The organism is Botrimarina hoheduenensis (assembly GCF_007859815.1).
GTDB classification, from domain to species: Bacteria; Planctomycetota; Planctomycetia; order Pirellulales; family Lacipirellulaceae; genus Botrimarina; species Botrimarina hoheduenensis.
The window spans coordinates 528,285-552,245 of record NZ_SJPH01000001.1 but is presented as its reverse complement, the minus strand read 5'-3'; the positions used below and the strand labels follow the sequence as shown (position 1 = coordinate 552,245).

The following is a 23,961-nucleotide window of genomic DNA, read 5'->3' as shown; positions in this document are numbered from 1 at the left end:
CCCTACCAACTTATTTGCCTTACGCCTTCCCTGGGCTAGAGCCCGCTAAAGAACGCGGCTCTCCAACCTGCGACTGAGCTGAACTATTTGGCTGAGAGCCTATTTATGCCCGCCGCCCCGTGCGAGAAACATGTTTCCAACCGCCGTAGGAGCTACGCATCCGGGAAAAACCGCAACCGATTTTGCCGAGCTTGCGGGATTTGAATCCTCGCGAGGCTGGGAAACGTGAAATCCGCGGAGGGTTCATGAGACACATCGCCTACTGCCGCTCACAGCGTGGAGTACGGTTGAGGGTGTTAACTATGGCTAGAGCCCCAGCCAAAAGTGAACGCGAAGCGGTTTGGTCAGGTGGCGTCCTTGCGCGACCTGCCTCCCATGACGCCCCCCCACTTAAGGTTGGGTAACCAATGAAACCAGAGATTGAACTGCTACAGTCGGGAGCCATCACGCCCGAGCAGTACATCGCCGCGGCACGCCGCCAGGAGCAAGAGACGATCCCGCTGGGGCAACTCGCGATCGAAGAGGGCCATTTGTCCGCCCGTGAGGTGTTCGAGATCTTGCACACGCAGCGTCAAGAGTCGCACCAGCGATTTGGCGACATCGCCGTACGCCTCGGCTATCTTGAGCGTAGCCAGGTTGCGATGCTGTTGCTGCGTCAACTGGAGCAGCGTCGCTCGATGATCGATCTTCTGGTGGAGATGGGCGTTGTCCTCTCCAACCAGCCCTTCGAGATCGAGGGCCTACCCGAGCAAGCCTATGCGGCGGAGCCGATCGAAGCACGCCCGCGTGCGCTGGTTGGGGTCGGGGTGTGAGTGCCGGCACTAACCCGCCCGATCGATCGCCTCGTTGATGAGCGACGGCAGACCGCCGATGCGGGCAGCCTGGGCAGCGACTCGCGGCGGGACAAAGACCCGAACCCGTTTGACGTAGTCGTCGAATTGCTCGCGTGCCAGCGTGCGAACCATCGGCGAGATATCCCCCAACCGGCGATAAACGCCGGAAGGTGTGTCGAGCACGTCGATCTCGAATTCGACTTCCAACTCGGTGGGGGGGGCATCGATGAGCACTTCGTGCGGGGCCACCACGCGCGAGCAGGCGTGCGAGAGCCTGCCCGCTAGTTCTTCAGCGCACCGCACCAGCCACGGGTAAGGCCGACGGGCCAGCTGGCCGTAAAGCTCGGGCGACTCGAACAGGCTGTACTGTGCCAGCCGTTTGTAGAGGCGGCGTGTCGGTCCGAACAAACCGCCCAGCAGGTCGGCAGCGGGGCCATCGCCCGCCGCCTCGGTGAGGGTATCGATAAACCGCTGTTCGCTCTGCCGGAAAAGCGTGTCGATATCGACACTGCGGTGCGCCATATAGAACGCTCGCTGGAGCATCGCGGTCGCCGAGCGGACCGCATGGTGCCAGTACACCTCGCTGAACATGACATAGCGGGCAAAGACCATCATCTCTGCGGCGGTCTTGCCTTTAGAGGTGATCGCGACGCCGTCTCCCGCGGCATTGACACACAGGCTGCGGATAAGACGCGAGCGGTCAAAGTGCTGGCCATAGGGCACCCCGGCGTGAAGACTGTCACGCATCAAGTAATCCGCCTTGTCGACGTCGATCGGCCCCGACAGCAAGGAGCGCAGCAGCCTTCCGGCCCGATCGGTTGGCTTGCCCGACAGCATGGCGACCACGTCGCGCGGGGCGATGCCCCAGTCATCGCGAAGCGTATCGGCGATCTCACCTTCGAGCAGAAAGCTGTTCGCAAACAGCTCGTGCTCAGGCACCCCTGGCAGACGGATATCTTCGATCGGATGGCAGAAGGGCCAGTGCCCCACATCGTGCAGCAACGCCGCGACGATAAACAGCTTGGCCTGTTCGGGGCCAACAATCGCCGCAAAGCGATCATCGCGAGACAGCGCCGCCAAGTACTCGAGCGCCGTGCGATAAACGCCCAACGAGTGTTCGTAACGCGAGTGATGCGCCGCCGGATAGACCAGGCTCACCAGCCCCAGTTGGCTGATCCGCGCCAACCGACGGTACTCGGGCGTATCGATAAGCTGCCGCACACGGGGCGTGATGGGCACATCGATCCCCGGTGGCAAGCGCATCTGCGCACTGCCACCCGCGAGCGCAGCGATCTCCGGCACATCGAGCAGCGACGCGGGCAAGTTAATCGCCCTTCAGGCCGGGCAGGGGAGGCAACGCCATCACAAACCGCAGCCCAACGGTCACGGCAAAGTACAGCGCACAATGCAGGAAGCCCATTAATGGCTCAAGATCGAGCGAGACAAAAGCGGCAAAGGTGCCGATGCCGACTGCCACCGCCGCGGCGAACCCCATCTGCCAGATCTCGAGCCCGTTCTGCTGCCAGCCGGTCTCGCCGATCTGCGAGGCAATCAGCAAGTAGATCCCCCAGGCCAGCGCGTAGACGAGGCCGCACACGAGCGCCCTGATCCACAGCGGGCCGCCCTGGTAGGGCTCCAGTTCTTGATCGCGGAGGAACAGATAACCGGCCCATGCGAGCAGCGGTCCCAACAGCAGGGCCCCGCCGCCCAAGATCGGATAGCTACCCGCGGTATCGGGGTAGCCGCGCAGCAAGAATGCCGCGAGCAGGGTCAGCAGCACCGTGACGCCTACGCCGGTGGCGATCAGCGGGCTGAAAGCGGTGTCCTTGCGTTTGACGGTCTTGAGGACCCGCTTGCCCTCTTTGTTCGTCGGCCCTTCCCCTTTCGGGGCATGAATGACGATCTGATCCTCGGCCTTCGGGATCGTGATCGGCTTCTTGCACTTGGGGCACGGCCCCTGCTTGCCCCCATGCTCGTCAGCCACGGTGAACCGGGCCATGCAACCGGGGCAGGTAACTTGAATCGCCATAGCGGAGCGCAGCAAAGGACGGTCAGCGGAAAACGCAGGGAGAGCCTCGATCCTGAAAACCAACGGGCGCTTCTCGACCGGCATCTGGTCGCAAAGCCACCCGGGGCCTGGGCCTCAGTTCATCGGATCAAAATCCTTCAACTCTTCTTCGGAGATTGTATGGAAACCCTTCTGCGCGAGGGTGTCCAGGCCGTGCTCGATGTTGTCCACCATCAACGCGACCGCCGGGCGGCTGTTAGGGCGAATCAGCAGCGGATAGACCTGGGTGATGTTCACCTCAGCGCTCAACAAAGCGGTACAGACCTGCAGCAGGGGCTGGGGCGTTGGAGGAAGTTCCACGCCGATCAGGTCCGATTCGACGATCGCTAGACCAGCCCGCTCCAAGATCTCGCGTCCCGCTTCGGGATCGCTGAGCAGAAATCGCACGAGTGCGCACTCGGTCGAGTCGGAAATCGTCAGCGCCACGATTCGCACCCGACTTCCCTCGAAGCGTCGCACGACGCCCATCAGGGCTCCGACCCGGTTCTCTAAGAACACGGTAAACTGGCGGATGGTGGGGTAGTCGCGGCCGCGGGCGGTCAGGTTTTGCGTGCCGGCACCTTCGCCGATGCTCATGAGGTCTCCGAGAAGCGGAACGGGGGGATGACCGAAGCGAGCCTCAACGGCTCGTCTGAGTGGTCGCAAGTGTAGGCCCCGCCTAGGCTTGTTGCAACCAAGGCCAAGCAAACGCTCGCTGCTTCCCCGCGAGAGCGGTACAAACAACGGATGATCAGAAATCGACCGGCCGCCACCTTTGGCGGTCAGGACCCCGCCGCTCCGCAACGCTGTGTGACCCGATGCCCGACGCTTACGAGTTCGATCTCGCAGTTCGCTACTACGAGACCGACGCCCAAGGGCACGTCCATCACTCGAATTTTCTCCGCTATTTTGAGCTCGCGCGGGTCGAGATGCTAAAGGCACGGGGGCACGAATATGCCGACCTCGAAGCTGACGGCGTGCTGCTCGTTGTCAGCCGAGCCACGTGCCGTTACCACCGACCGGCCCGCTACGGCGACACCCTCCGGGTGCTGATCCGTACCGAGCGTGCCCGCGGAGCCCGCATCGACCACGTTTATGAACTGCGCCGCAACGACGAGCTGATCGCCGAGGGCGCAACCACCATCGCGTGTGTCGATCGCACCGGCAAAATCTGTCGCCTGCCCGCCTACTTGGAACTGCCCGAAGCGGAATAAAGCAGCCTGCCGCTCGACCGCCCCGCCGTCACTCCCCTGCCCTTCCCCCCTCTGTTTGTTGCGAATCCGAACCGATGACCAAGCGATTGCTGTTTTTGGTGGGCGACTACGTAGAAGACTACGAAGCGAAGGTTCCCCTGCAAGCGCTCGAGATGGTGGGCTACGAGTGCGTCGCGGTGTGTCCGGGGAAGAAGCCCGGCGACACCATCATCACCGCGATCCACGACTTCGAGGGAGCTCAAACCTACAGCGAGAAGCCCGGACACCGACTGATCATCACCGGAGATCTGGCCTCGGTGTCGGTCGATGATTTCGTCGGTCTGGTGATCCCCGGAGGCCGCGCTCCCGAGTACCTGCGGCTCGACGAGGGAGTGCTCGAACTTGTTCGCGCCTTCGCCACGGCCCCGAAACCGATCGCCGCGGTCTGTCACGCCGCGCAGCTGCTGGCGGCGGCCGACGTGGTGCGGGGCAAGCGGGTCCAGGCCTATCCGGCGTGCAAGCCCGAGGTGCTGCTTGCCGGCGGCATCTGGGAATCCCCTTCAGCCGGACTCGACAGTGTGTGTGTCGATGGCAATCTGGTCACGGCCCCCGCTTGGCCGGCCCACCCCGCCTGGTTGCGGGCATTCGTCGGCGTGCTTGGGGGCGAGCTACGCCCCTAAAGCTTATCGGCAGCCAGAAGCTGACGTGCTCCGGTCTATAAAAGCAGCGCGACCCGGCGGCTGATGCCGGGTCGCGCTTGCTTCGGTGGCTCCGTCCACCCAGCGCGGTGCGTACAGGACGATCGCTTACGCAACCAGCCGCACCGCAGGGGCGCAATCCTTTGCGCCCATTAAGAATTCCTCAAAAATCCGGAGGTCGAGCGCCGAAGCGGTCGCCGCCTCGGGATGGAATTGCGTTCCCATCGCGAACCAATCCGGCACGCGACTCTCGATCGCTTCGATCACGCCGTCCGGGCAGCGGGCGGTCACCTCGAAGCCCTCGGCGACCTCGTCAATCGCCATGTGGTGCCAGCTGTTCACACGCAGCTCGCCATCGCCAAAGACCCGATCCATGATCGAGCCGGAGGCGATCTCCAGGGTATGACGATGCGAGGGATCGAGGAGATCCTTGTGCGGCAAGGCACCGGGAATATCTTCGGGGATGTGCAGGTGCAGATTGCCGCCCATCACCAGATTCAGCAGCTGCATCCCCACGCCGATCCCGAACACCGGCACACGGCGTTCGCACACGATGCGAGCGAACGTGCGGTCAAAGGTCTCGCGACGGCTAGCGAGCGGGCGGACGCTGGGGTGCAGCATCCAACCGTCTCGGCGAGGGTCGAGATCCGCACCGCCGACGAGCAGAACGCCATCGACCGAGTCGAGCAGTTGCTCGATGTCCTGCTCTTCCGCAAGCGGCGGCACAATGATCGGCAACGCGCCGACCTCGAGTAGGGCATTGTAGTACCCGGCCGTGAGGACCGAGAAAGCGGGCTTGTCGCCCGTGGCTTCGCGATAGTCCGCGTTTAACGCAATAATCGGCTTCGACATTTTCGCTTCGCACTCCCTGCTGGCGACGCCGTCGAGGGCGCCTGGCTAGTGGCAAGGAGCAGCCTTTGGGCACGCGGCCGCAATCGAGTCGATATTCCGCCTAACGCTGGCGGCTGGGAAAAACGGAAGCCTGTAGGAAACGTTTGAGTATTCCGCCCCTGACACCTCGCGGTGCCGGGGAGGATCAAGCGTTGTGGCCGTCCGATTCTTGCTGAGTATTACCGTATTCTCTTTGTGCGTGTCTCGCCGAACCGGCCGGGCCGGTATCGCGCCTCTTTTCTTTTCCCTGACACGCTAAAGAGGTCTGGTTGCTCGCTCGCCCTGCGTGTTACCCAAGAGAAACATTTTCTCCTTAGCAAGACGTGGTGCCAGCGCTCATCCCCTCGCTTCAATGCAGTCGATCCCTCGGCTACCCCTTGTAAGGCAACGACCGTTGTCAGGCGGTCTGGTGGCGCGGAGTGCAAGTGAGTCAGAGAGTATCGCCGACCGGCGAGAATACAACCGAATAGGAAGATTTTCGATAAATCCGCCCGCGATAGCACAACATGCTGTGCCCCGGGCCAGATTTCCCTCCCGAGAAGGCCCTCACGTAGCGGGGTAGGACCCCGTTTGAGCGTGGCCTCGCGGACGGCTGACCGTATCCGCGTCGGCCCGCCGCGGGTAAGCTTTCGCTAGCCACCCACTGTATCGTAAGCCCCGCAATGACAACGGTTTAACGCTTGCTCTACAAGAATGTCCGCATCGCCTCGATCGCCCATGTCCTGCCCGAGGAAATCGTTTCCTCGAGCAAGATCGAGCAGCGACTGAGCCCGCTTTATGCCCGCCTCAAGCTGCCCGAGGGACGGCTCGAACTAATGTCGGGCATCCGCGAGCGCCGGTTCTATCCGGTCGGCACCCTGCCGGGCGATGTTAGCCTGCGGACGGCGGCGGCGGCGCTCAGCAGCAGCGGACTGGCCCCCGATCGTATCGGGGCGTGCCTGCATGGCTCGGTGTGCCGCGACTGCCTGGAACCCGCCACCGCGTGTCGTGTGCATCACGCTCTGCAACTGCCCCACCACTGCGTGGTGCAAGACGTCTCGAACGCTTGCCTCGGGATCCTCTCAGGGGCCGCTCAGATCGCCACGCTGATCGAAGCCGGTCAGATCGAAGCGGGGATCGTCGTGGGCACCGAGACGGGTCGGGCGCTGGTCGAGAACACCATCGTGCGCCTGAATGCCGACAAAACGCTCACCAGGGATTCGATCAAGAACTCGCTCGCCTCACTCACGATCGGCTCGGCCAGCGCCGCCATAGTGCTCTGTCGTGCAGACATGACCGACCGGGGAGGCCGCCTCGTTGCCGCAACGGCTTACGCCGACACCACGCATCATGAGCTGTGCCGCAGCGAGGGCCTCTCTCAGGTGATGCACACCGACAGCGAGCGGCTGATGCGGGCGGGCGTCAACGCAGGCTGTCAAAACTTCCAGCGGCTGCTGGAAGTGACCGGATGGAGCCGCGACGACATCAACCGCACGTTCTGTCACCAGGTAGGCTCGGCCCATCGCAAGCTGATGCTGTCTGAACTGGGGCTGCCCCTGGAGCGCGACTACGCGACACTCGAATGGCTGGGCAACACCGGCTCGGCGGCGCTCCCCGCCACGCTCTCGATCGGCATCGAACAGGGTCTGCTCAGCGATGGCGATCAGATCGCGCTGCTGGGCATCGGCTCGGGCGTCAATTGCCTGATGATGGCCGTGCGGTGGGGTGTTCACTAAAGCGCCCCCGGTCGTGAACGCGGCGGACAATCTAGCGCGTGGCAGTGACAGAGACGCCCGCCTCTCTGCCGATCTAGGTGGGCTTTATTGTTTGTGACGAGAATCGCTTCCGGCTTGGAGCAGCCGATCGATCTCCTCGGCTGACAGCCCTTGCGCGACCATCTCGCGCTTCAGCTCGAAGTCGATACGGTGCGTCGCGAATTTTCGCACCTCCGCCCCCACGATGCCAATCGCCGCAAGAGCGATACCCAGCGTACCCAGCACGATGATCATGTTGAAGGGGAACTGGACCTCAAGGGCGGTCCGAATTAGCTCATACATACGCTTACGCTGTTCGAGGGGTGAAGATCATTTAGAGGTTGTTCGCTCTTATGTGCTGGATCTTGATCAGAATCGACGCGCATCGGAAAAACACTACCCAGAACCAAGAAGGGTGGGTGCTTCATGCGCTCCACCAAGGGGGACGATTCAGGGCTTCGCTTAAGAACGATCCACAGGCCCGCGATCGATCGCCTAGCCCACCATTAACCCAACAGGTTAAAGGCGATAAACGCGGCCAGCAGCAGGAACACGCCCAAGCCGATCCACAAACCGATCGGCGTCTTGTCATACGGGTTGGTGTAGCCGGGGGGATGCAGCGGATCGTAGGCATCTTCGATCTTCGAGGCGGCCCGCTTCGCGATCGGATCGTCTTCTTGCTCGGCGTACTCTTCTTCGAAGATTGACCGCTTCCTGCGCGTCGCGGAACTTAGCGACGACTTGCTGGCGGTGTTCGCGGGTGTCTCTTTGCTCTCGCCGACGTCCGACAGCACCCCTGACGAGGAAGAATCTTGCCGGGCCTTCTTGCGGCTCGGACCGTCGTCGTCGTCGTCAAGCGGCGCTAAGCCAATGTCTTCGTCGGTGTCGATGCCGCTTGAAGCATACAGCTTGGCCGTATCACCCGAGGCGCTGCCGATACCGCCCGCGGCGGGCATACCGTGGCTGGAGGAACCTTGCGTGTAGCGGCTCAGGATGCCGCTGCCGACGCCGCTGCCCAGGCCCGAATCCGTGTTGACGCCATCGCGGGGCTTGGCCCCCGAGCGGGTCGGCGTGTAGCCCTGATCGTTGAGCCAGTCGGTCAGCAGTTCGGCGACCGCGTCCGCGGTCTGCGGACGATCGGCGGCACGCTTGGCCATCATGCGAGTGCAGATGGTTACCAGCGTCAACGGAGTGTCGGGGCGAATGCTGAGCAGACTCTCCGGCTCTTCCACCTGGTGCTTGAGCAAACGCTCGGAGATCGTCCCTTCGGGAAACGGGGGCCGACCGGCCAGCAAGTAGTAGAGCGTGCAGCCGAGGCTGTAGATGTCGGCCCGCGAGTCGGCTTCGTGGCTGTTGAGCGCTTGCTCGGGGGCCAAGTAATCGGCCGTGCCCAGCACGTTCTCGTCGTTTGCGAGCGTTAGCGACGTTTCGTCGTCGGTGAGCTTGGCGAGCCCCATGTCGAGCAGCTTGACGGTCTCGTTGGGGTCAACGAGGCAGTTCGCTGGCTTGATGTCGCGATGTACCAGACCCATCTTGTGGGCGTGCTCCAGACCGCGGGCCACCTGGGCGATGTAGTCAGCGGCGGTCTCGAAGCGGAGCGGTCCGTCTTGGCTCACCGTCTGATGGAGGTCACGCCCGTTGACGTACTCCATGACGATGTAGTGGTTATCTCCCTCGTTGTCGATGTCGTAGACCCGCACGATGTTGGGGTCGTCTAGCCGAGCCGCGGCGCGGGCTTCGAGCTGGAAACGCGAGAGATAAGACTTGTCTTTCACGCGCTGGCGTGGCAAGACCTTGACCGCCACGCGCCGCTTCATCAGCTCGTGCTCGGCCAGATAAACGTGGCTCATGCCCCCCTTGCCGATCGCGCCCAGCAGCTTGTACTTGCCAAGCTTGAAACCCTTGTGCTTGCCAGCCAGCAGCTTGTCTGCCTGCCACTGGGTGAGCAGATCGGCGTCGATCAGCGCCTTGGCGATGCTCTGCGGGGCTTGCTGCGCTGCCTCAGGCTGTGACGCCCATTTATCGAGGAACGGATCGAGCCGTTTGGGCTCGATCAGTTCACTCCGGCGAACCAGTTCGATCAGGTTGTTGGCGTCGAGCTCGGACATCCGTCGCGGAGCAATAACCTCACGCCCGAGCACCACCGAAAGGGTGTGCAGGAGCGCAAGCGTAAGGGAAAAAAGGGAACTGCGGTGAAGGGGTTGCGGGCCCTCGCTCGCGAGGAGGCCAACCCCCGCACGCGACGACCAAGCTTGGTCTTCCTTGAACGCGTCGTCCTAACTCATTTTCTTGAACCCCCGAGTCAGCCGCGGCTCGGGAATCTCCGCCTGGATAAGTCTGCGGGCCGAGCAGTGATTGGGCTTGCCGGGGAGCTTCCCCCGTGGGCGCAACCGCTGCTAGCTTCGCCACTTAAGAGTATCACGAGAGCGCAGAACCCGCCACCGTTTTCCCTGGTTCGCTCCGCAGCAGAGAAGAAATTCGGCCCCGGGCAGCCCCTCAATGCCGATCAATCCGCTTTCTCCACCACCGCCGTCACGATCTGGGCGTCGAAGTAGTTGACCCGCATGCCGGCGTCGATCACCAGCCGCTGGGCGTTCATGCCGCTCGAACGGGGGCTCAGCAGGAAGGCCACGGCGGCGGCGGCCTCTTCCGTCTTCACGGCTTCGCCGCGGAGCGTGGCCTTTTCAGCGTACAGGTAGGAATCCACATAACCCGGAATGCCGGCAGAGGCGGACGTCTTGAGCAGCCCCGGGGCCACGGCGTTGAACCGCACGCGGCTGAACCGGCTGAACGATTTGGCGAGAAACGCCAGCGACGAATCGAGCGCCGCCTTGATCGGAGCCATGTAGCCGTAGTTTTCGCTCGCCATCTCGGTGGTGCTGATCGAGATCGCCACGACCGAGGCGTCGGTGGCGAGCACCCCCTTCAGAGCATTGGCCAGCGCCACCAGCGAGTAGCACGAGATGCCGAACGTGCGGGCAAACTGCTGGCGGGTGGTCTCGTGGAAGGGCCGCGGGCCGTGCTCCAGGTCGGCGGGATCATAGTCCGCAAACGCGATGGAATGAACCAGCCCCGCCAACGGCTGATCGCTCGCTCGGCACCAATCAGCAACCTCACCGGCGAGGCGCTCGATCTGTTCGTCGAACTCCACATCGCAGACGAACACCGGGGCATCGGGCCCGGCGAGTTTCTGCACTTGTGCGCGGCGGGCCTCGCTCCGCACAGAATAGAGCACCGTGCAATCCGCCTCTTTCAGCAGCTTTGCCACGTGCCAGGCGACGCTCTTCTTGTTTGCGACACCAGCAATGAGAACCGCTTTACCGGCGAGTTGCAGAAAGTCATGCGGCATCGGAGTCTCTCGTTTCCCCCCCATCGATGCGAGAGGTTCGGGATCAGGGTGATCGGGGTGAGGGTGGTCGGAGCGCTTGGATCGCGGCGACCCTAGCCCTGCCTCAATGGGTGAGGGAATCAGGCGGGAGTGGCTACCGTACAGGCGAACTCGCACCGCGCGGCGAGTTTGCCGCTGGATTGGTTGGTGACCCGGCCCTTCATGAAGAAGGCGTTAGAGACCTGCTCGACGAGGTCGACTTCGACCGTGATCGCATCGCCGGGGCGGACCATCTCGCGGAACTGCACATTGTTGAGCCGCGTGGCGACCGGCACACCACCGGCATTGCCCTGCCCCCCCTGCGCTGTCTCGGTGATCTTCGACAGCAGCACGGCGCCCGCCTGCAAACACGCCTCGCACAGCAGCACACCGGGCGTCAGCGGATAGTCGGGGTAATGCCCGCGGTACCAGAATTCTTCACCCGAGAATTGTTTGGCACAAACAATCCTCACGTCCGACTGCTCGACAACTTCGTCGATCAGCAAGAACGGGTCACGGTGCGGGATGGCGGCTTGGATCTGTTCGCGAGACATCTAAGGAGCCAGGGATAAATTCGGATCAACGCCCATGCGTGCGTAGGCTAAGTCGATAATGCATGCGTCGCTCGAATGGCTAACGAAGCTCAAAGGGCTATCGCAGTCAGTCTAGATCGCTCCGATACGAGTCGGGTAGCCCCGACATTCATGAGCCGATCGGTCGCCAGACGTGGCGACGTCCGCCCGATCTAATGTCGGGCTCACAAGGCGACAAGCGGTGATTCGGGCGGAGTTTCCTCTCTTGCTTTGCCCCCCGCAGATCGTCAAGTCGCCTGTTCAAGACAGTGATTTACGAAAGATGATCTTATCGTCTCCGGCAGCATAGTAATCACGCAGGCAAGCTACCTCTTCGTAACCTTTGCCTCGATAAAAACCGCGCGCACGTTCGAATGCATTGGTACCCGAAGTCTCAACGAGCAAGAGCCGTTCGCCCTGCTCGCGGAGAATCTGCTCGGTCAGATTCATAATTTGCGTGCCGATACCCCTGCCTCGATGCTCGGGGTGCACGGCAATCAAGAGCTGGTTCCATGTGCCCTCGGTCATCCGTTCTTGCGCGCAATAGGCGACGGCGATCGGCTCGGGATCGACATCAACAAGCCAAAACTCTTGGCAGGGCTCGGTGCCGAGAAAGGGAGCCACCATCTCATCGAGCATTTCGGACGGAAACAATTCGCTCGCATCGATCACCGCTTTAACCGCGGGGAGATCTTCGATCCGCAGAGTTCTGATCATCGGTTCGTCGTTCCCCGCCACAATCAATGCGCATCGGCCAGCTCACCCCGCGGCGACGTCCGCCGCTACTTCGCGCTCGAAACCGCTTGTCGATTCGCTGCCGCCGGTCATCAGGGTGCTGTCCACTTCGTTGGCGACGATCACACCGTAGTTCATCGCCCCCAACCACCCCGACATGATGATCCCCACGCTCCCCGCATGGAACAGGCCGCGCACCTGCTGCGGCAACGCACGGCTGACGGCAAGCCCCTCGAACTTGGTGCCGAAGCTCGCTCCCGCCACGTGGTGCGTGTAATGATTGAAGGTCCGCGGTGTGGAAGCCTCGACGTGCACCACCCTGTTGCGGATATCGGGCACATAGTGATCGAGCGCGTCGAGCGTGGTCTCGCACAGATCGGCCTTGCTCGTCTGGTACTCTTCTTCGGGCATCTGGGCCCAATCCTCCCAGCGAGCGTTGGTGCTGCTCACGATCAGCTTCTGCGGCCGGCCCTCGGGGCGCGTCCGCGGGTAGTACATCGAGTAGGTACGGCTGGTGATGTCACGCGACAGCAACGCCTCGGTGTTAAACGTGGGGGCCGTGCTGGTAAACAACAGGTCGCCGGTTGATTCTTCCAGCGGGTCGTCGGGCCGCAGCGCCATGTAGACCTGGGTGCTGCTGTTGTTGATCCGCACCGCGCGGGCCTCTTCAACAAAATCCTTGTCGAAGACCTCTTCGCCACACAGCCTGAAGATCGTGCTGCGAAGGTTTGAGTTGCTCACGACGGCGTCGCACTTGATGTGCCGACCGTTGACTGTCACGCCGGTCACCTTGCTGCCGCCGTCGCCATCGGATCCAACATGGATCCGCTCGCAGTCGGATCGGATCCGCACATCGACGCCCGACTTGACCAGCTCTTCGCCCATCTTGGTGATGAGCGCGTCGGTCCCCCCCTCGAACGTGAACACGCCTTTCGACATGAAGTTGCTGAACACGATGCCGTAGCTGATCGCCGGGTCTTCGAGCGTGCTGCCGTTGGCGTAGGTGATGGGCTCCATCAAGAGCCGGATCACGTCCTCGCGGCCGGGGAAGAACTTGTCGAACAGCTCGCGTGCCGTGGTCTGCTGGTCGTCGTAAAAGTTCATGCCGCGGGCCGTATCGAAAAACGCGTCAACCGTCTCCTGCGGCACGCGGAAATCCTCGACCAGCTTGCGGGTGAAGTCGGCGCGCGTGAAGTCGGTCTGGATCGAGAACATCGGGTTATCGAACCGGATACCCGTCAGCTGAACGATCGAGTCGGCGATCTCCTTGGACCAGTAGCGGCGGCAGCTCTTGACCATGCCGTACGGAAACCCGTGCAGCGAGATATCGAAGATGTGGTGGCCGGGCCGTTTGAACCAGGTCGCCAGCCCGCCCAGCTTGTAGTGCTGCTCGAGCAGCAGAACGCTGCGTCCCTGCCGGGCGAGGATATTGGCCGAAGTCAGCCCAGCGAGGCCGGCGCCGATAACGACGACGTCATAGTGGTCCTGGGCACCGGCGAGAAAGTCTTTGGGCATGGCGGGAAGTAGCGGCAGAAGGCAGCAGGCTGACGGCAGCAAATGGCCACATAGTCTAGCGGTAGAGACGACTCCCGGCGAGCCGCAACGTTCCAACGGGGGAGAATGCCCACAGAGTTGCGAGGGGGCGTCGAAGCGCTAAGGTGCCGTTTGCAGCCAGACCATGATCCCTTCGGGGGCGTCCGCGCTGGATTGACCAGGCGCAGAGTCCCACGACCGATGATCAAGTAGCACGATCGTGCCAAGCTGCGGTGCAAACGCCTGCTGGCCGAAAACCCCTCCTGTGGCTTGCGCCCTGCTCCGAACCTCAGGCCAGCGATCAGAAACGCCTTCCCCCAGGTTTCCTCCCGTGGAGGATCCGGGGGTGGGCGACCCTGCCTGCTGGGTGGTGAATTGTACAGCCCACTCCCCATCGTTTCGTTTTAACAGCGCGACGCGTACGATGCGCTCGCCCGGTTCGATCGTGCAGTACCCGCCATTCTCAGTCGATCCGATCGTATTACCGCTAGGCATTGGTATCTCCTGCGGCGCAGCACCGCCGATCGGCAGGTCGTTAACTCGGTAGGCGACCAGGTAGCGGCGTCCCTCTGGCAGGTAAACGCGGTAGCGCCATTCGTCGGTTGTGTTGCCGGGCATGGCGATTGCATAAATCTTCTCGGGGTCAGCGATGTCGAGCCCCCCCGATTCGTTGCGATACTTCGCAACTTCATCACGGAGCGGCTGAACCTCACGATGCATCGCGGCAACGTTCTGCTGCTGTCGATAAATCAGCGCAGCGCATGCCACGAGCGCGATCAACAGCAGCAGATTCAATAGCGAGAAGCGGAAGCGGCGTGGTTGGCGACCTTCTGAATCCATCGTGAAGACCCTGCAGCACAGGCGGTATCAAACCGTAACGCTAATCGCTGCCTGCCTACTCTTTCAGACAGTGCAGGTTCGCCATGCCGATGCCGCTCACGATGCTGCCGACGATACCCACAAAGCCCTGATCCGTGCCGCACACGAACAGGTTTTCCAGGTGCGTGGCGCCGTCGAGCTGCTTCTCGGGCGCGCCGTAAACGGCACCGTTATCGTGACCCGTAAAGCGGGTGATTGTGGTGGGCGTGAACATGTCGGTGTCGATAATCCGCGAACGATAGTCCGGCGTGAACCGCACGCCTGCGGCATTGATGCGATCGAACCAGCGGAGCTTCTCGATCGGGTAAGCCGCCTCGTCCAATCCGTGCCAGTAGTCGTGGTTGGCGAGCACCGTGATCCGCATCGTGCCCCGCCCGCCGCGGCCATCGTCCAGCGCGGTGGCATAATCAAAATTGTTCGGGCTGCAGATGACACCGCTGCGCAGATCGCACGGCTCGGCAGGTACGGTCCAGTCGAAGCGCTCGTGGTCGTTGAAGAACGTGATCGTGCGGTCGTAGCCCATTTGCTTGGGATCAACGTCCAGCGTGCTGATCGTTTCGCAGAAACTAAGCCGTCCAGCCGAGCGTTGCGCGGAGCCGGCGACCTCGACCGGTGTGCCGTCGTCGCACAGGCGCATGGTCTCGACCCAACCGGCCGACGAGAGGACACGCTTCGCCTCGAGCACGTCGCCACTATCGAGGACGACGCCCGTGACGCGGCCGTTCTCGACGTGCAGGCGATCGACGCCGGCGCGGAGCCTCAGCTCGCCCCCCATGCCGCGGAACTTCTTCACGAGGTTCTTGAGGATCAGCCGGACGCCGGCGTGCGGGCGGCCGAGACCCTCCAGGAAGATGCTGCGGAACATGATGCAGAACTGGCCCCAGTCCATGTCGTGCTCGCGGGCCGAGCCGTAGAACATGAGCGGGCAGAACAGCATCTCGACCAGCACCGGCTCGGTCAGATAGCTGCTGACCACCTGGCGGGCAGAAAGCTGCTGGTGCTCGTCGGTCAGGTCATCGTAGTCGGCGATCGCCGCAACAAATCGCCGATAGTTGTCTGCCTGCGCGGGGAACTCGCGCACAACTTCTGCTTCGAGCAGCGCGGGGTTGTTATCAAAGCCCAGCGTCCGGCCGGGAAACACCACCTGCGAACCAATCTGGGGCGAGATCTGGAAGTCATCCCAACTGAAGCGGAGCTGCCGCAACAGCCGCGCCAGCGGGCCCTTCCTGGTCCCTTTGGGGGTGATATTGGTCAGCGCGTGCAGCCCGACGTCGTAATCGCGGCGGCGGAGCCGATAGAACGAATTCAGGCCGCCAATGGTGGTGTGCTTTTCGAGCACGCACACCCGCTGGTCGTACATCGCCAAACGGATGCCCGCGGCGAGGCCGCTCATGCCGGCACCGATGATGATCGTGTCGTAAACCAAGGCCGTTACTCGAAGGGGCAGAATCCCGAATCTCGTCAGGGGGTCAGAAGCCGTGGCGGCGGCTCGTGCTGTCTGGCGTCCTCCGACTTATGAATTGCCCCGCCCCGGGCAAGCGGCCTAGGCCTTTGCCGTGTCTTTCATCAGCGGCTCGAGGTACGTGCAGGTCGAGTCCATGCTCGCCAGATTCACGTAGTCGTCCTCGGGGATCTGCACGCGGTGGCGTTTGCGCAGCTCCATGACGATGTCCAAAAAGTCCATCGAGTCGAGTTCCATCTGCTCGCGAAAACTCTGCGAGTCGTCCAGTTGGCTCAGGTCTTCATCCGGGGCGATATCGCCGAGGATGTCGAGGATCTCATCGCGGATTTCGTCGCGGGTCATGGAGGATAGCTATCAGCTGTCAGCAGTCAAAGTCCGTAGCGAAGATCGGAACCGTTCCGATACGTTCGTCGTCGGCGATGGCGGCTGTGTTCCGTTGGTCTTGTAAAGTTGCTTTTTATGACGGGGGTGCCTGACAGGCCGGCGCGCGGCACACCGATCGGGATCACACACGCTTAACGATCAGTGCGCTGTTAATGCCGAGCATGCCGAACGAGTTGTTGAGGATCGTATCGATCTGGAGCCCCTCGCGGGGTTGGTTGAGCACCAGTCCGGGCAGATCGCAGTCGGGGTCGAGATCATCCACGTTGATCGTTGCGTGGCAGACGCCGTCCTCAAACGATAGGAGGTTGCCGGCAAGTTCCAAGGAGCCTGCCGCCCCCATCGCGTGGCCGATGAAGCTTTTCGTGTTGTTGATGCAGGTGGTGCGGCTCTTGCCGAAGACACGGCGAACCGCCTCGCACTCTTGCACATCACCGCTGGCGGTGGCGGTGGCATGGGTGCTGACGATGCCGATGTTGTCCGCCGCCAGACCCGCGCGGTCCAGCGCCATGCGCATGCAGCGTGACTGCTCATCGGGATTGGGCAGGACAAAGTCGCTGGCGTCCGAGTTCATCGCGTAGCCCGCGATCTCGCCGTAGATTTTCGCACCGCGACGGCGGGCGTCTTCGTAACGCTCAAGGGTGTAGAGGCAGCCCCCTTCAGAAACGACAATCCCGTTGCGTGCTTTGTCAAACGGACGCGAGGCCAAGGCAGCGTTGGTATGCGCCGCCAGCGCGCCCTGGCTGGCAAAACCGGCGAAGATGCCAAACGTGTGGATGCTCTCGGAAACACCGCCGCACAGCGCGAGGTCGCACTCGCCGAGGCGCAGCATCTGGGCCCCCTGGATCATGCCGGCGTTGCCCGCCGCACAGGCCGCCCCGATCGTGTAATGCGGGCCCGTAATCCCCAGGTTGAGCGTGATCTCACCGGCCGGGTTGTTCGCCACGGTGCGCGGGTTGTGATGGTGCGACCAAACCGACGTGTCGTAGTCGTAACCCTTGATCTCGTGGATCTCGTTCTCGGTCTCGACGTTGCCGTGCTCGGTCACGCCGATATAGACGCCAACCCGTTGGCGATCGATATTCGGCCAGTCGAGCCCCGAGTCGGCGAGCGCTTCATTGGCACAGTAAATGGCGATGCTGCCAGCCCGCGTGCCCCGGCGCACGTCACGCCGCTTTTGGTACTTTAGCTCATCGAAGCGGCAGACCCCGGCGAACGTTTTGCCCACGTACCGGATCTCGTAATCCGAGACGCCGCTGCGGCCATTTAAGAGGGCCTCGCGAAAGTCCACGAGCGTATCGCCATTGGGCGAGGTCAAGCCTACGCCAGTGATGACAATGCGATCGGTGGGGCTGCCAGAGCTGATCATCGGTTAGGGTTGGCCGATCCGTCATGTGCGAGCCAACCAGCCCACCCCCTGGGCGGCGGTCGACGCTGGGTGCCGAACCATCCGAAACTACCGCTGAGGCCTCGGTTTAGCAAGCGGTGCGGGCGATTCTCGGCCACGATCGGGCTAACCCAGGCCCCTCGTGCCGGAAACCCGCGGCCGGCGAGTTCTACTTGGTAGGCGGCGAGTTCTACTTGGTAGGCGGCGAGTCCTACTTGGTAGGCGGCGAGTCCTACTTGGTAGGCGGCGAATAGTCGCGGGCGTTGACGCTCCGTAAATAGGCAGCGAGCTGCGCCTCGCGGCCGATTTCATCAGAAAGGTCTTCCCAGGCCGCCGAGGCACCCGCGAGAGCCAATTCGGGACTTGCCTGCCCCTCAACCGCCAAGCGAATCGCCGACCCGAGTTCGTCCAGATAGCGTTCCGCTCCCGGCAAACGGGGGGTGAGCAACGCCCGACGAGCCGTTAAGGACTCGGCGAGGGCCGCCGAAAAGGCTTCGCCCCCTCGCACAGCGGGGTCCGACGCGAGCCAGTGATCGGCAACGCCAGAACGCGAAACGCGGCAATTCGCGATCCCGTCGGTCGATCGCGCGAGTTGGCCTGTCACGTCGCTGCTCGCTAACCACGCCGCCAACCGAAAGGCTGAAGCCGCGTTGCGGCTGCTGGTGGTGACCGCCACCAAACGCCCGCTGCTCGCGAGCAGCGTCGCCTTGCGGTCGTTCGTTGGTTCCCAAGCCTCGGCCAGCGGGTTGAAGACCTCGTCCGATCCGGGCGCTGTCGCCACAAATTGGCTTGGGGGAGCCACCGCACCGGCACGTTGGGGCCAGACCAGCCGCGCGACAGGTTGTCGATCGGAGCCAGCCGTCAGCTTCCGTAAGACGCGAACAAAGGGGGGCGAAGTCAGCCGCGGCCGGAGGCTTTCGGCATCCCACAATGTCGTCGCCTCGCTGCGATGCACCGCTTGCGGAGCCACACAAGCCAAAAATGCCAGCGCGATCGAGCGGTTGTCGGGTTGGTCAATCAGGCTCACCCCTGCAGCGGACACGGAGGAATCTTCGGCAATCAGCAGCGGACAGGGGCACCCCAGCGGCAGCGCCATAACGCAGCCGCCGTAGACGATCTCGACGTCGCGAACCAGCGAAAACAGATCGTTGAAATTGAGCTCTTCGCTGGCCAGCACCGAGCGTCGCACTGCCCGCAACTGATTGTTTTCGCAAAGCTTTCCGAGCTGCGCTGACGGAAATACGATCAGGTCTGACGCGGCGATCGAGGCCTCGTCACACGTTTCGCAAAGCGTGGTGCTGAAAGCTCCCGCCGAGCGTTGCCGCCACTCGCCCCGCAAGCGATCCAGGGCACCGGCGAGGGGCCGATCGTTCACGACCGCTATCCGTAACGTTACACTCGCCGCGGCCGGTTTCGGTTTAGCCGGAGAAGTGGCGGCTTGCCGACAGCCAAGCCCCCCTGCCGTGGACCACAGGCAAACGGCTAGCGTCAGCAGGGTGACGTGATTTTTACTTCGAAGTACCACCAGCAAGACCTGCGAGATGAGTATCTATCTGGGTATCGATATCGGCACCTCGGGAGCCAAGACCCTGGCGATCGATCCCACGGGGAAAGTTCTCGCCTCGGCGAGTGCCGCCTACGGTTGTCACCATCCGCGACCACTCTGGAGTGAGCAAGACCCCGACCTGTGGTGGGGGGGCGTTGTCCAGACGGTTCGCCAGGTCATGAAGACCGCCAAGCTCAAGCCAGGTGCCGTCAAAGGCATCGGGCTGAGCGGGCAGATGCACGGCTCGGTCTTTCTCGACAAGTCAGGTAATGTGCTCCGGCCCGCGCTGCTGTGGAACGACCAGCGGACGGTCGCCGAGTGCGCTGAGATCGAACGCCTCGCGGGAGGGCGCAAGCGGCTGATCAAGATGGTCGCCAATCCGGCGCTCACAGGTTTCCAAGCGCCGAAGATCCTGTGGCTGCGAAACAACGAGCCCCGGCACTACGAGCGCCTCACGCAGGTGCTGCTTCCCAAGGACGATGTGCGGCGGCGACTGACCGGCGAACTCGCCACGGAAGTCAGCGACGCGAGTGGCACGCTGCTGCTGGATGTCGCCAAACGCCAGTGGTCCAAGCCCCTGCTCAGCAAGCTGGGGCTCGACGCGAGCCTGCTGCCGCGCTGCGTGGAATCGGAAGAGCCCACCGGCACGCTGACCCCGCAAGCCGCCGCTGAACTGGGACTCAGCACCGATTGCGTGGTGGTTGGCGGGGCGGGCGACTGTGCCGCAGGCGCGGTCGGCAACGGAGTTGTCAAACGCGGTGTGATCGCCACGTCGCTCGGAACGAGCGGCGTGGTGTTTGCCCACAGCGATACGCCCGAGGTTGATCCGCTCGGCCGTGTCCATACTTTCTGCCACGCCGTCCGGGGCAAATGGCATCAGATGGGCGTCACACTGACCGCGGCCGGCGCGCTGCAGTGGTTTGCCGATACGTTATGCCAAGCCGATCAAGCGGCTCTGCGACCCAGCGAGAATCTCTTCGAGAAGCTGCTGGTCGAGGCGAGCACCGCACCGGCGGGTGCCGAAGGGCTTTACTTCTTGCCGTATCTAGCGGGCGAGCGCACCCCCCACGCCGATCCCAATGCCCGCGGGGCCTTCGTCGGACTGACACTCAAGCACAACCGCGGGGCGATGATCCGCGCGCTTGTTGAAGGGGTGACCTACGCCCTGCGTGATAGCCTCGATATCTTGCGCGAGCTCGGCGTGCCGATGAAGGAGATCCGCACCACCGGCGGCGGTGCGAAGAGCCCCTTCTGGCGGCAGCTTCAGGCCGATGTGCTAGGGGTCAAGGTCGCAGCGATGCAGCAAGACCAGGGGCCCGCCATGGGCGTTGCTCTGCTGGCGGCGGTCGGCTGCGGCGAGTATCGCTCGATCGAGCAGGCGTGCTCGGCGGCGGTCTCCACCACCGAACCAACCAAGCCGGTCCGCCAAACCAAGCTCATCTACGACGCTGGGGTGGCGACGTACCGCGAGCTGTACCGACAGCTTTCGCCTACTTTCAACGCGATCGCGGCCAAGGCCACAGCAAAGGGCTAAGTCGCGGCCGGTCGCGAACAAACATCCGCGCCGTCGTGAACCACCCCAGCCACTCAGGAAGCAGCGGGCCCCGCCGAATCGATCGGCATGCCAATCATCGCTGCGAGTGGCAGGGTGGTGTGGCTGCTGCTAGCGGTTCCGGCTGATGACCCCTCGCGAGCCGGCTTGAAGTAGGCAAACAGCTCGGCATGAAGACGAGCGTACTGCACGTACCGTTGGCGGGCCTCTTCCTGCTGAAGCATCTGCTCCAGCTCGGCAGCGGACGCATCATCGAGGACGTCATCCAAGCACTGGGCGATCAGGTCATCGAGACGGTCGACGGACTCGTCCATGCCCATCTCGATATCGATCAGGTTGTTGAGCCGCGCAGCATCAGCTTCGGTAAACGGATTCATGGCGATCACTCCGAGGGAGTTTTTTAACGCCCCGGGCGGGGAGAGCGGTGGAAACCGCTCTTGGGGGGCGTCGCAAGGTGGGAGGGTCAAGTCTCGCCTGGAAGACTGAGCCAACCTCACTGTAGGCGTATTTCGACCGATATAGCAAGCTTAGCTCATACAAAACGTCTGCTTGCCTCCACGACTTTCGTCAACTGGTGAGGGAGACGGGACTTAGGTAGGCTTCGGCAGGCTTGTCGGATCGTAGGAGCCCCCCTCCAGATTTCCCCGTAAGCCATTTTCCATCAACAGCTTACGAACCATCGCCCCGCCTCTAGACGCCGCCGCCGGACCGCCCCTGAGCGGACGCCAGCCCCGCTGGCGTCCGAGCGTCGGTGTTGTGGTCGCCGAGACCCTGCTGACGGTGCTGGTGTTCCTCGTTGCGGGGGGCGACCCCGCACCGCACCGTAACGAGGCGCATTACCTGTGCCGACTCAAGCACTACTGGGACCCCTCTTATTGCCCGGGCGATCTGTTTCTGGAATCGCCCGAGGCCCACTTCACGATCGTGTGGCTCTTGGGCTGGCTGAGCTTGGTGGTTTCGCTACCGGTTCTGGCATGGATCGGTCGCGGGCTGAGCTGGGGACTCCTGGCATGGGGGTGGACTCGGCTGTCTCACCGCGTGGCTCCCTACCCCGGCGTCTCGGTCCTGGGCGCAGCGCTGCTGGTGGTCGGCACCGAGCAAACGCACTTCGGCGGCGAATGGCTCATCGGCGGATTCGAGTCGAAGACACTAGCCTACGGCGTGGTGCTGCTGGCGCTGCGCGCGTGGCTTGACCGGGCCTCTTCGCTGACGTGGGGGTTGCTGGGTCTCGCCACCGCGATGCATGCGCTCGTCGGACTTTGGTCGGGCGTAGCGCTGTCGATCGCTTGGCTGTTAACCCGTCGCGGGCGGCCCCGCTTACGATCGATGGCTCCGGGGATCGTCATCGGCGGGATCCTTGCGATGGCCGGCGTGCTGCCGCCGCTCATGATGAACGCCTCGGTCGAGCCGGACATCGTTTCGCAGGCGAATCAGATCTATGTTTTCGAGCGTCTGCCGCATCATCTCGCCCCGCTGAGCAAGGGGGGGCCATGGCTGAAGGACCGTCTGGAGCGCCACGCGGGAATGCTCGTGCTGCTGGGCCTGTTGGCCGGGACCTTGCTCTCACGCAAGTTGCCGCGCCAAGTTGTCCGGCGCAGTTCGCTCCGCTGGATCGTGCGCTTCGCCGCGGGAGCCGCCGCGATCAGCATCACCGGCCTGGTGATCGAGACCGTGCTCGCCGGATCGCCGGCTCTGGCGGCCGCGCTGCTGAAGTACTACTGGTTCCGGTTGTCGGACATTGCGGCACCGCTCGCTGGTGCCCTGCTGATTGTTGCTTCCCTAGGGCTTGGCCTGCGCGATAAACGTCCGGCTCGTCGGGCGCTCGCAGTAACGGTTGCCGTGGGGTTAGGAGCCCTATCGGCCTGGGGAGTGGGCGGCCACGCATGGAACCGCAGCGCGGGGGCCGTGGCCCCCGCCGACGCCAAGCTGCGCGATCCCGCTGCTTGGCAGGCAGCCTGCCGCTGGATCGACACCCATCTGCCTGCCGATGCCATGCTGCTCACGCCGCGTCGCACGCAAACCGCAAAGTGGTGGGCGCAACGCTCGGAAGTGATGACCTACAAAGATATCCCGCAAGACGCACGGAGCATGGTGGAATGGCGCGAACGCGGCCAAGAGATATTCCAGATCGGCTTCTGGGAGTCGGGGCGACCGCGCTGGACGCCCTCGCTTGCCAGTTTAGGGGCCTTGCGGTTGCGCACGCTGGGAGCGCGCTACGGAGCGACGCACGTGCTCAACGAAACCCCCGCGTACCTGCCGATCGGAGCCGATCGGGCTAGCCTGCCGGTTGTCGGCCGCTGGGGGCCGTATACGCTTTATGCCCTGCCTTCCCCCGAGCCACGCTCGCCCGCCCCCTCTCAGACACCGCCCCCTCCGTGAGCTACCCCCTCCCCCCCGCCCCGCTGATTGCGGTGGCCTTTGATATGGACGGTGTCCTTGCTAGCAGCGAGGACGTCTACGAGCTGACCGGTATCGAGACGCTGCGTCGGCGCGGCAAGCCGTTTGAAGATGCGTTGCGGCATCGCATGATGGGGCTGCCGACCCTCAAGGCGTTGCAGCTCATGATCGACTGGCACGAACTCGACCTGACGGTCGAAGAGCTCGCGGTCGAATCCGAGAAGACTTTCTGGGAGCTGGCCGGCGATCGGCTCGCCCCCATGCCCTACGTTCACGAGCTATTCGACCGGCTCGACGCGGCAAGCGTGCCCCGCGGCGTGGTCACCAGCGGCGCTCGGCGCTACGCCGAACAGATCCTGCGGGTCATCGGTGTGCGTGATCGTTTGTCGTTCGTCATCACAGCCGACGATGTAAAAATAGGTAAGCCAGATCCCGAGCCCTACCTGATGGCGGCTGAGCAGCACGGGGTCGATTCGTCTCAGATGCTGGTGCTCGAGGACAGCAGCATCGGCAGCCGAGCGGGAGTGGCAGCGGGGGCTTACACGATCGCGGTGCCCAGCCCGCACACCACCGAACACGACTTCACGGGCGTGGCGTTTGTCGCGCAAACGCTTGCCGACCCGCGGATCGCCGAGGTGTTGGGGGTCTGATTCGCGGAAGCAGATGCCGCTATCGCTCCGCCGAGCTAGCACACCGGGCCGCCAATCTTGCTTCATCGTTGCGACCCCTCCTGCCGATACCTACCGACAGCAAGA

23 protein-coding genes are annotated in these 23,961 nt (G+C 63.2%); 7 read left to right on the top strand and 16 right to left on the bottom strand.

The window, feature by feature from the left end:
• Window positions 1-407: 407 nt before the first annotated feature.
• A complete protein-coding gene (locus Pla111_RS02125; RefSeq protein WP_146570904.1) occupies window positions 408-812 on the top strand; it encodes a hypothetical protein in 405 nt (134 codons plus the stop codon).
• A 9-nt stretch (window positions 813-821) separates the two neighbouring features.
• Here Pla111_RS02125 and Pla111_RS02120 read toward each other — a convergent pair whose 3' ends face one another.
• The 3 genes from Pla111_RS02120 to Pla111_RS02110 all read right to left on the bottom strand — a co-directional run bounded on the left by Pla111_RS02120 (window position 822) and on the right by Pla111_RS02110 (window position 3,477).
• Window positions 822-2,156 carry an HD domain-containing protein gene (locus Pla111_RS02120; RefSeq protein ID WP_231930575.1) on the bottom strand — a complete coding sequence of 445 codons (1,335 nt, stop codon included), beginning with the start codon at window positions 2,154-2,156 and terminating at the stop codon, window positions 822-824.
• A 1-nt stretch (window position 2,157) separates the two neighbouring features.
• Entirely contained in the window at window positions 2,158-2,862 is a 705-nt protein-coding gene (locus Pla111_RS02115) for a hypothetical protein (RefSeq protein ID WP_146570902.1), read from the bottom strand.
• 114 nt (window positions 2,863-2,976) lie between these two features.
• Window positions 2,977-3,477, bottom strand: coding sequence for an acetolactate synthase (locus Pla111_RS02110; protein WP_146570900.1), 501 nt, complete (start codon window positions 3,475-3,477; stop codon window positions 2,977-2,979).
• Window positions 3,478-3,698: 221 nt separating this feature from the next.
• Between Pla111_RS02110 and Pla111_RS02105 the strand changes: the two genes are divergently transcribed.
• Together Pla111_RS02105 and Pla111_RS02100 are read left to right on the top strand one after the other, a co-directional pair.
• A complete protein-coding gene (locus tag Pla111_RS02105) occupies window positions 3,699-4,094 on the top strand; it encodes an acyl-CoA thioesterase (protein WP_146570898.1) in 396 nt (131 codons plus the stop codon).
• A 74-nt stretch (window positions 4,095-4,168) separates the two neighbouring features.
• Window positions 4,169-4,753: a DJ-1/PfpI family protein gene (locus Pla111_RS02100; RefSeq protein ID WP_146570895.1), complete on the top strand. Its 585-nt coding sequence runs from the start codon at window positions 4,169-4,171 to the stop codon at window positions 4,751-4,753.
• A 126-nt stretch (window positions 4,754-4,879) separates the two neighbouring features.
• Here Pla111_RS02100 and Pla111_RS02095 read toward each other — a convergent pair whose 3' ends face one another.
• Window positions 4,880-5,623: a gamma-glutamyl-gamma-aminobutyrate hydrolase family protein gene (locus tag Pla111_RS02095; protein WP_146570893.1), complete on the bottom strand. Its 744-nt coding sequence runs from the start codon at window positions 5,621-5,623 to the stop codon at window positions 4,880-4,882.
• Between the two features lie 719 nt (window positions 5,624-6,342).
• On the opposite strand from Pla111_RS02095, the gene Pla111_RS02090 reads away from it, so the two are divergent.
• Window positions 6,343-7,377, top strand: a complete 1,035-nt coding sequence (locus Pla111_RS02090; RefSeq protein WP_146570891.1) for a 3-oxoacyl-ACP synthase III — start codon at window positions 6,343-6,345, stop codon at window positions 7,375-7,377.
• Window positions 7,378-7,461: 84 nt separating this feature from the next.
• On the opposite strand, the gene Pla111_RS02085 is transcribed toward Pla111_RS02090, so the two are convergent.
• The 11 genes from Pla111_RS02085 to Pla111_RS02035 all read right to left on the bottom strand — a co-directional run bounded on the left by Pla111_RS02085 (window position 7,462) and on the right by Pla111_RS02035 (window position 19,086).
• Window positions 7,462-7,698 (bottom strand): hypothetical protein, encoded by a 237-nt coding sequence (locus Pla111_RS02085; protein ID WP_146570889.1) that lies wholly within the window; start codon window positions 7,696-7,698, stop codon window positions 7,462-7,464.
• Between the two features lie 203 nt (window positions 7,699-7,901).
• Window positions 7,902-9,503: a serine/threonine-protein kinase gene (locus Pla111_RS02080; RefSeq protein ID WP_146570887.1), complete on the bottom strand. Its 1,602-nt coding sequence runs from the start codon at window positions 9,501-9,503 to the stop codon at window positions 7,902-7,904.
• A 398-nt stretch (window positions 9,504-9,901) separates the two neighbouring features.
• Window positions 9,902-10,744: an enoyl-ACP reductase FabI gene (locus Pla111_RS02075; RefSeq protein WP_146570885.1), complete on the bottom strand. Its 843-nt coding sequence runs from the start codon at window positions 10,742-10,744 to the stop codon at window positions 9,902-9,904.
• 119 nt (window positions 10,745-10,863) lie between these two features.
• Window positions 10,864-11,316: a 3-hydroxyacyl-ACP dehydratase FabZ family protein gene (locus Pla111_RS02070; protein ID WP_146570883.1), complete on the bottom strand. Its 453-nt coding sequence runs from the start codon at window positions 11,314-11,316 to the stop codon at window positions 10,864-10,866.
• A gap of 279 nt (window positions 11,317-11,595) precedes the next feature.
• On the bottom strand, window positions 11,596-12,051 hold the full coding sequence (locus tag Pla111_RS02065) for a GNAT family N-acetyltransferase (protein WP_146570881.1): 456 nt from the start codon (window positions 12,049-12,051) through the stop codon (window positions 11,596-11,598).
• 42 nt (window positions 12,052-12,093) lie between these two features.
• Window positions 12,094-13,584 (bottom strand): phytoene desaturase family protein, encoded by a 1,491-nt coding sequence (locus tag Pla111_RS02060; protein ID WP_146570879.1) that lies wholly within the window; start codon window positions 13,582-13,584, stop codon window positions 12,094-12,096.
• Window positions 13,585-13,722: 138 nt separating this feature from the next.
• Complete coding sequence (locus tag Pla111_RS02055; protein ID WP_146570877.1) at window positions 13,723-14,442, bottom strand: hypothetical protein; 720 nt, start codon at window positions 14,440-14,442, stop codon at window positions 13,723-13,725.
• 55 nt (window positions 14,443-14,497) lie between these two features.
• Complete coding sequence (locus Pla111_RS02050; RefSeq protein WP_146570875.1) at window positions 14,498-15,907, bottom strand: phytoene desaturase family protein; 1,410 nt, start codon at window positions 15,905-15,907, stop codon at window positions 14,498-14,500.
• Window positions 15,908-16,024: 117 nt separating this feature from the next.
• Window positions 16,025-16,285, bottom strand: a complete 261-nt coding sequence (locus tag Pla111_RS02045; RefSeq protein WP_146570873.1) for an acyl carrier protein — start codon at window positions 16,283-16,285, stop codon at window positions 16,025-16,027.
• Window positions 16,286-16,448: 163 nt separating this feature from the next.
• Window positions 16,449-17,693, bottom strand: a complete 1,245-nt coding sequence (locus Pla111_RS02040) for a beta-ketoacyl-[acyl-carrier-protein] synthase family protein (protein ID WP_146570871.1) — start codon at window positions 17,691-17,693, stop codon at window positions 16,449-16,451.
• A 250-nt stretch (window positions 17,694-17,943) separates the two neighbouring features.
• The gene (locus Pla111_RS02035; protein WP_146570869.1) at window positions 17,944-19,086 is read right to left on the bottom strand and encodes a hypothetical protein; all 1,143 of its coding nucleotides are present in this window, start codon (window positions 19,084-19,086) and stop codon (window positions 17,944-17,946) included.
• A gap of 166 nt (window positions 19,087-19,252) precedes the next feature.
• On the opposite strand from Pla111_RS02035, the gene xylB reads away from it, so the two are divergent.
• On the top strand, window positions 19,253-20,791 hold the full coding sequence (xylB, locus tag Pla111_RS02030; RefSeq protein WP_146570867.1) for a xylulokinase: 1,539 nt from the start codon (window positions 19,253-19,255) through the stop codon (window positions 20,789-20,791).
• A gap of 53 nt (window positions 20,792-20,844) precedes the next feature.
• Here the strand turns inward: xylB and Pla111_RS02025 are convergent, their stop codons facing one another.
• Complete coding sequence (locus Pla111_RS02025) at window positions 20,845-21,186, bottom strand: hypothetical protein (protein WP_146570865.1); 342 nt, start codon at window positions 21,184-21,186, stop codon at window positions 20,845-20,847.
• Between the two features lie 379 nt (window positions 21,187-21,565).
• Here Pla111_RS02025 and Pla111_RS02020 point away from each other — a divergent pair, with 379 nt between their 5' ends.
• Together Pla111_RS02020 and Pla111_RS02015 are read left to right on the top strand one after the other, a co-directional pair.
• Window positions 21,566-23,188 (top strand): DUF6798 domain-containing protein, encoded by a 1,623-nt coding sequence (locus tag Pla111_RS02020; protein ID WP_146570863.1) that lies wholly within the window; start codon window positions 21,566-21,568, stop codon window positions 23,186-23,188.
• Complete coding sequence (locus Pla111_RS02015; RefSeq protein WP_146570861.1) at window positions 23,185-23,856, top strand: HAD family hydrolase; 672 nt, start codon at window positions 23,185-23,187, stop codon at window positions 23,854-23,856. Before Pla111_RS02020 ends, Pla111_RS02015 begins: the two co-directional genes overlap by 4 nt.
• Window positions 23,857-23,961: the final 105 nt, after the last annotated feature.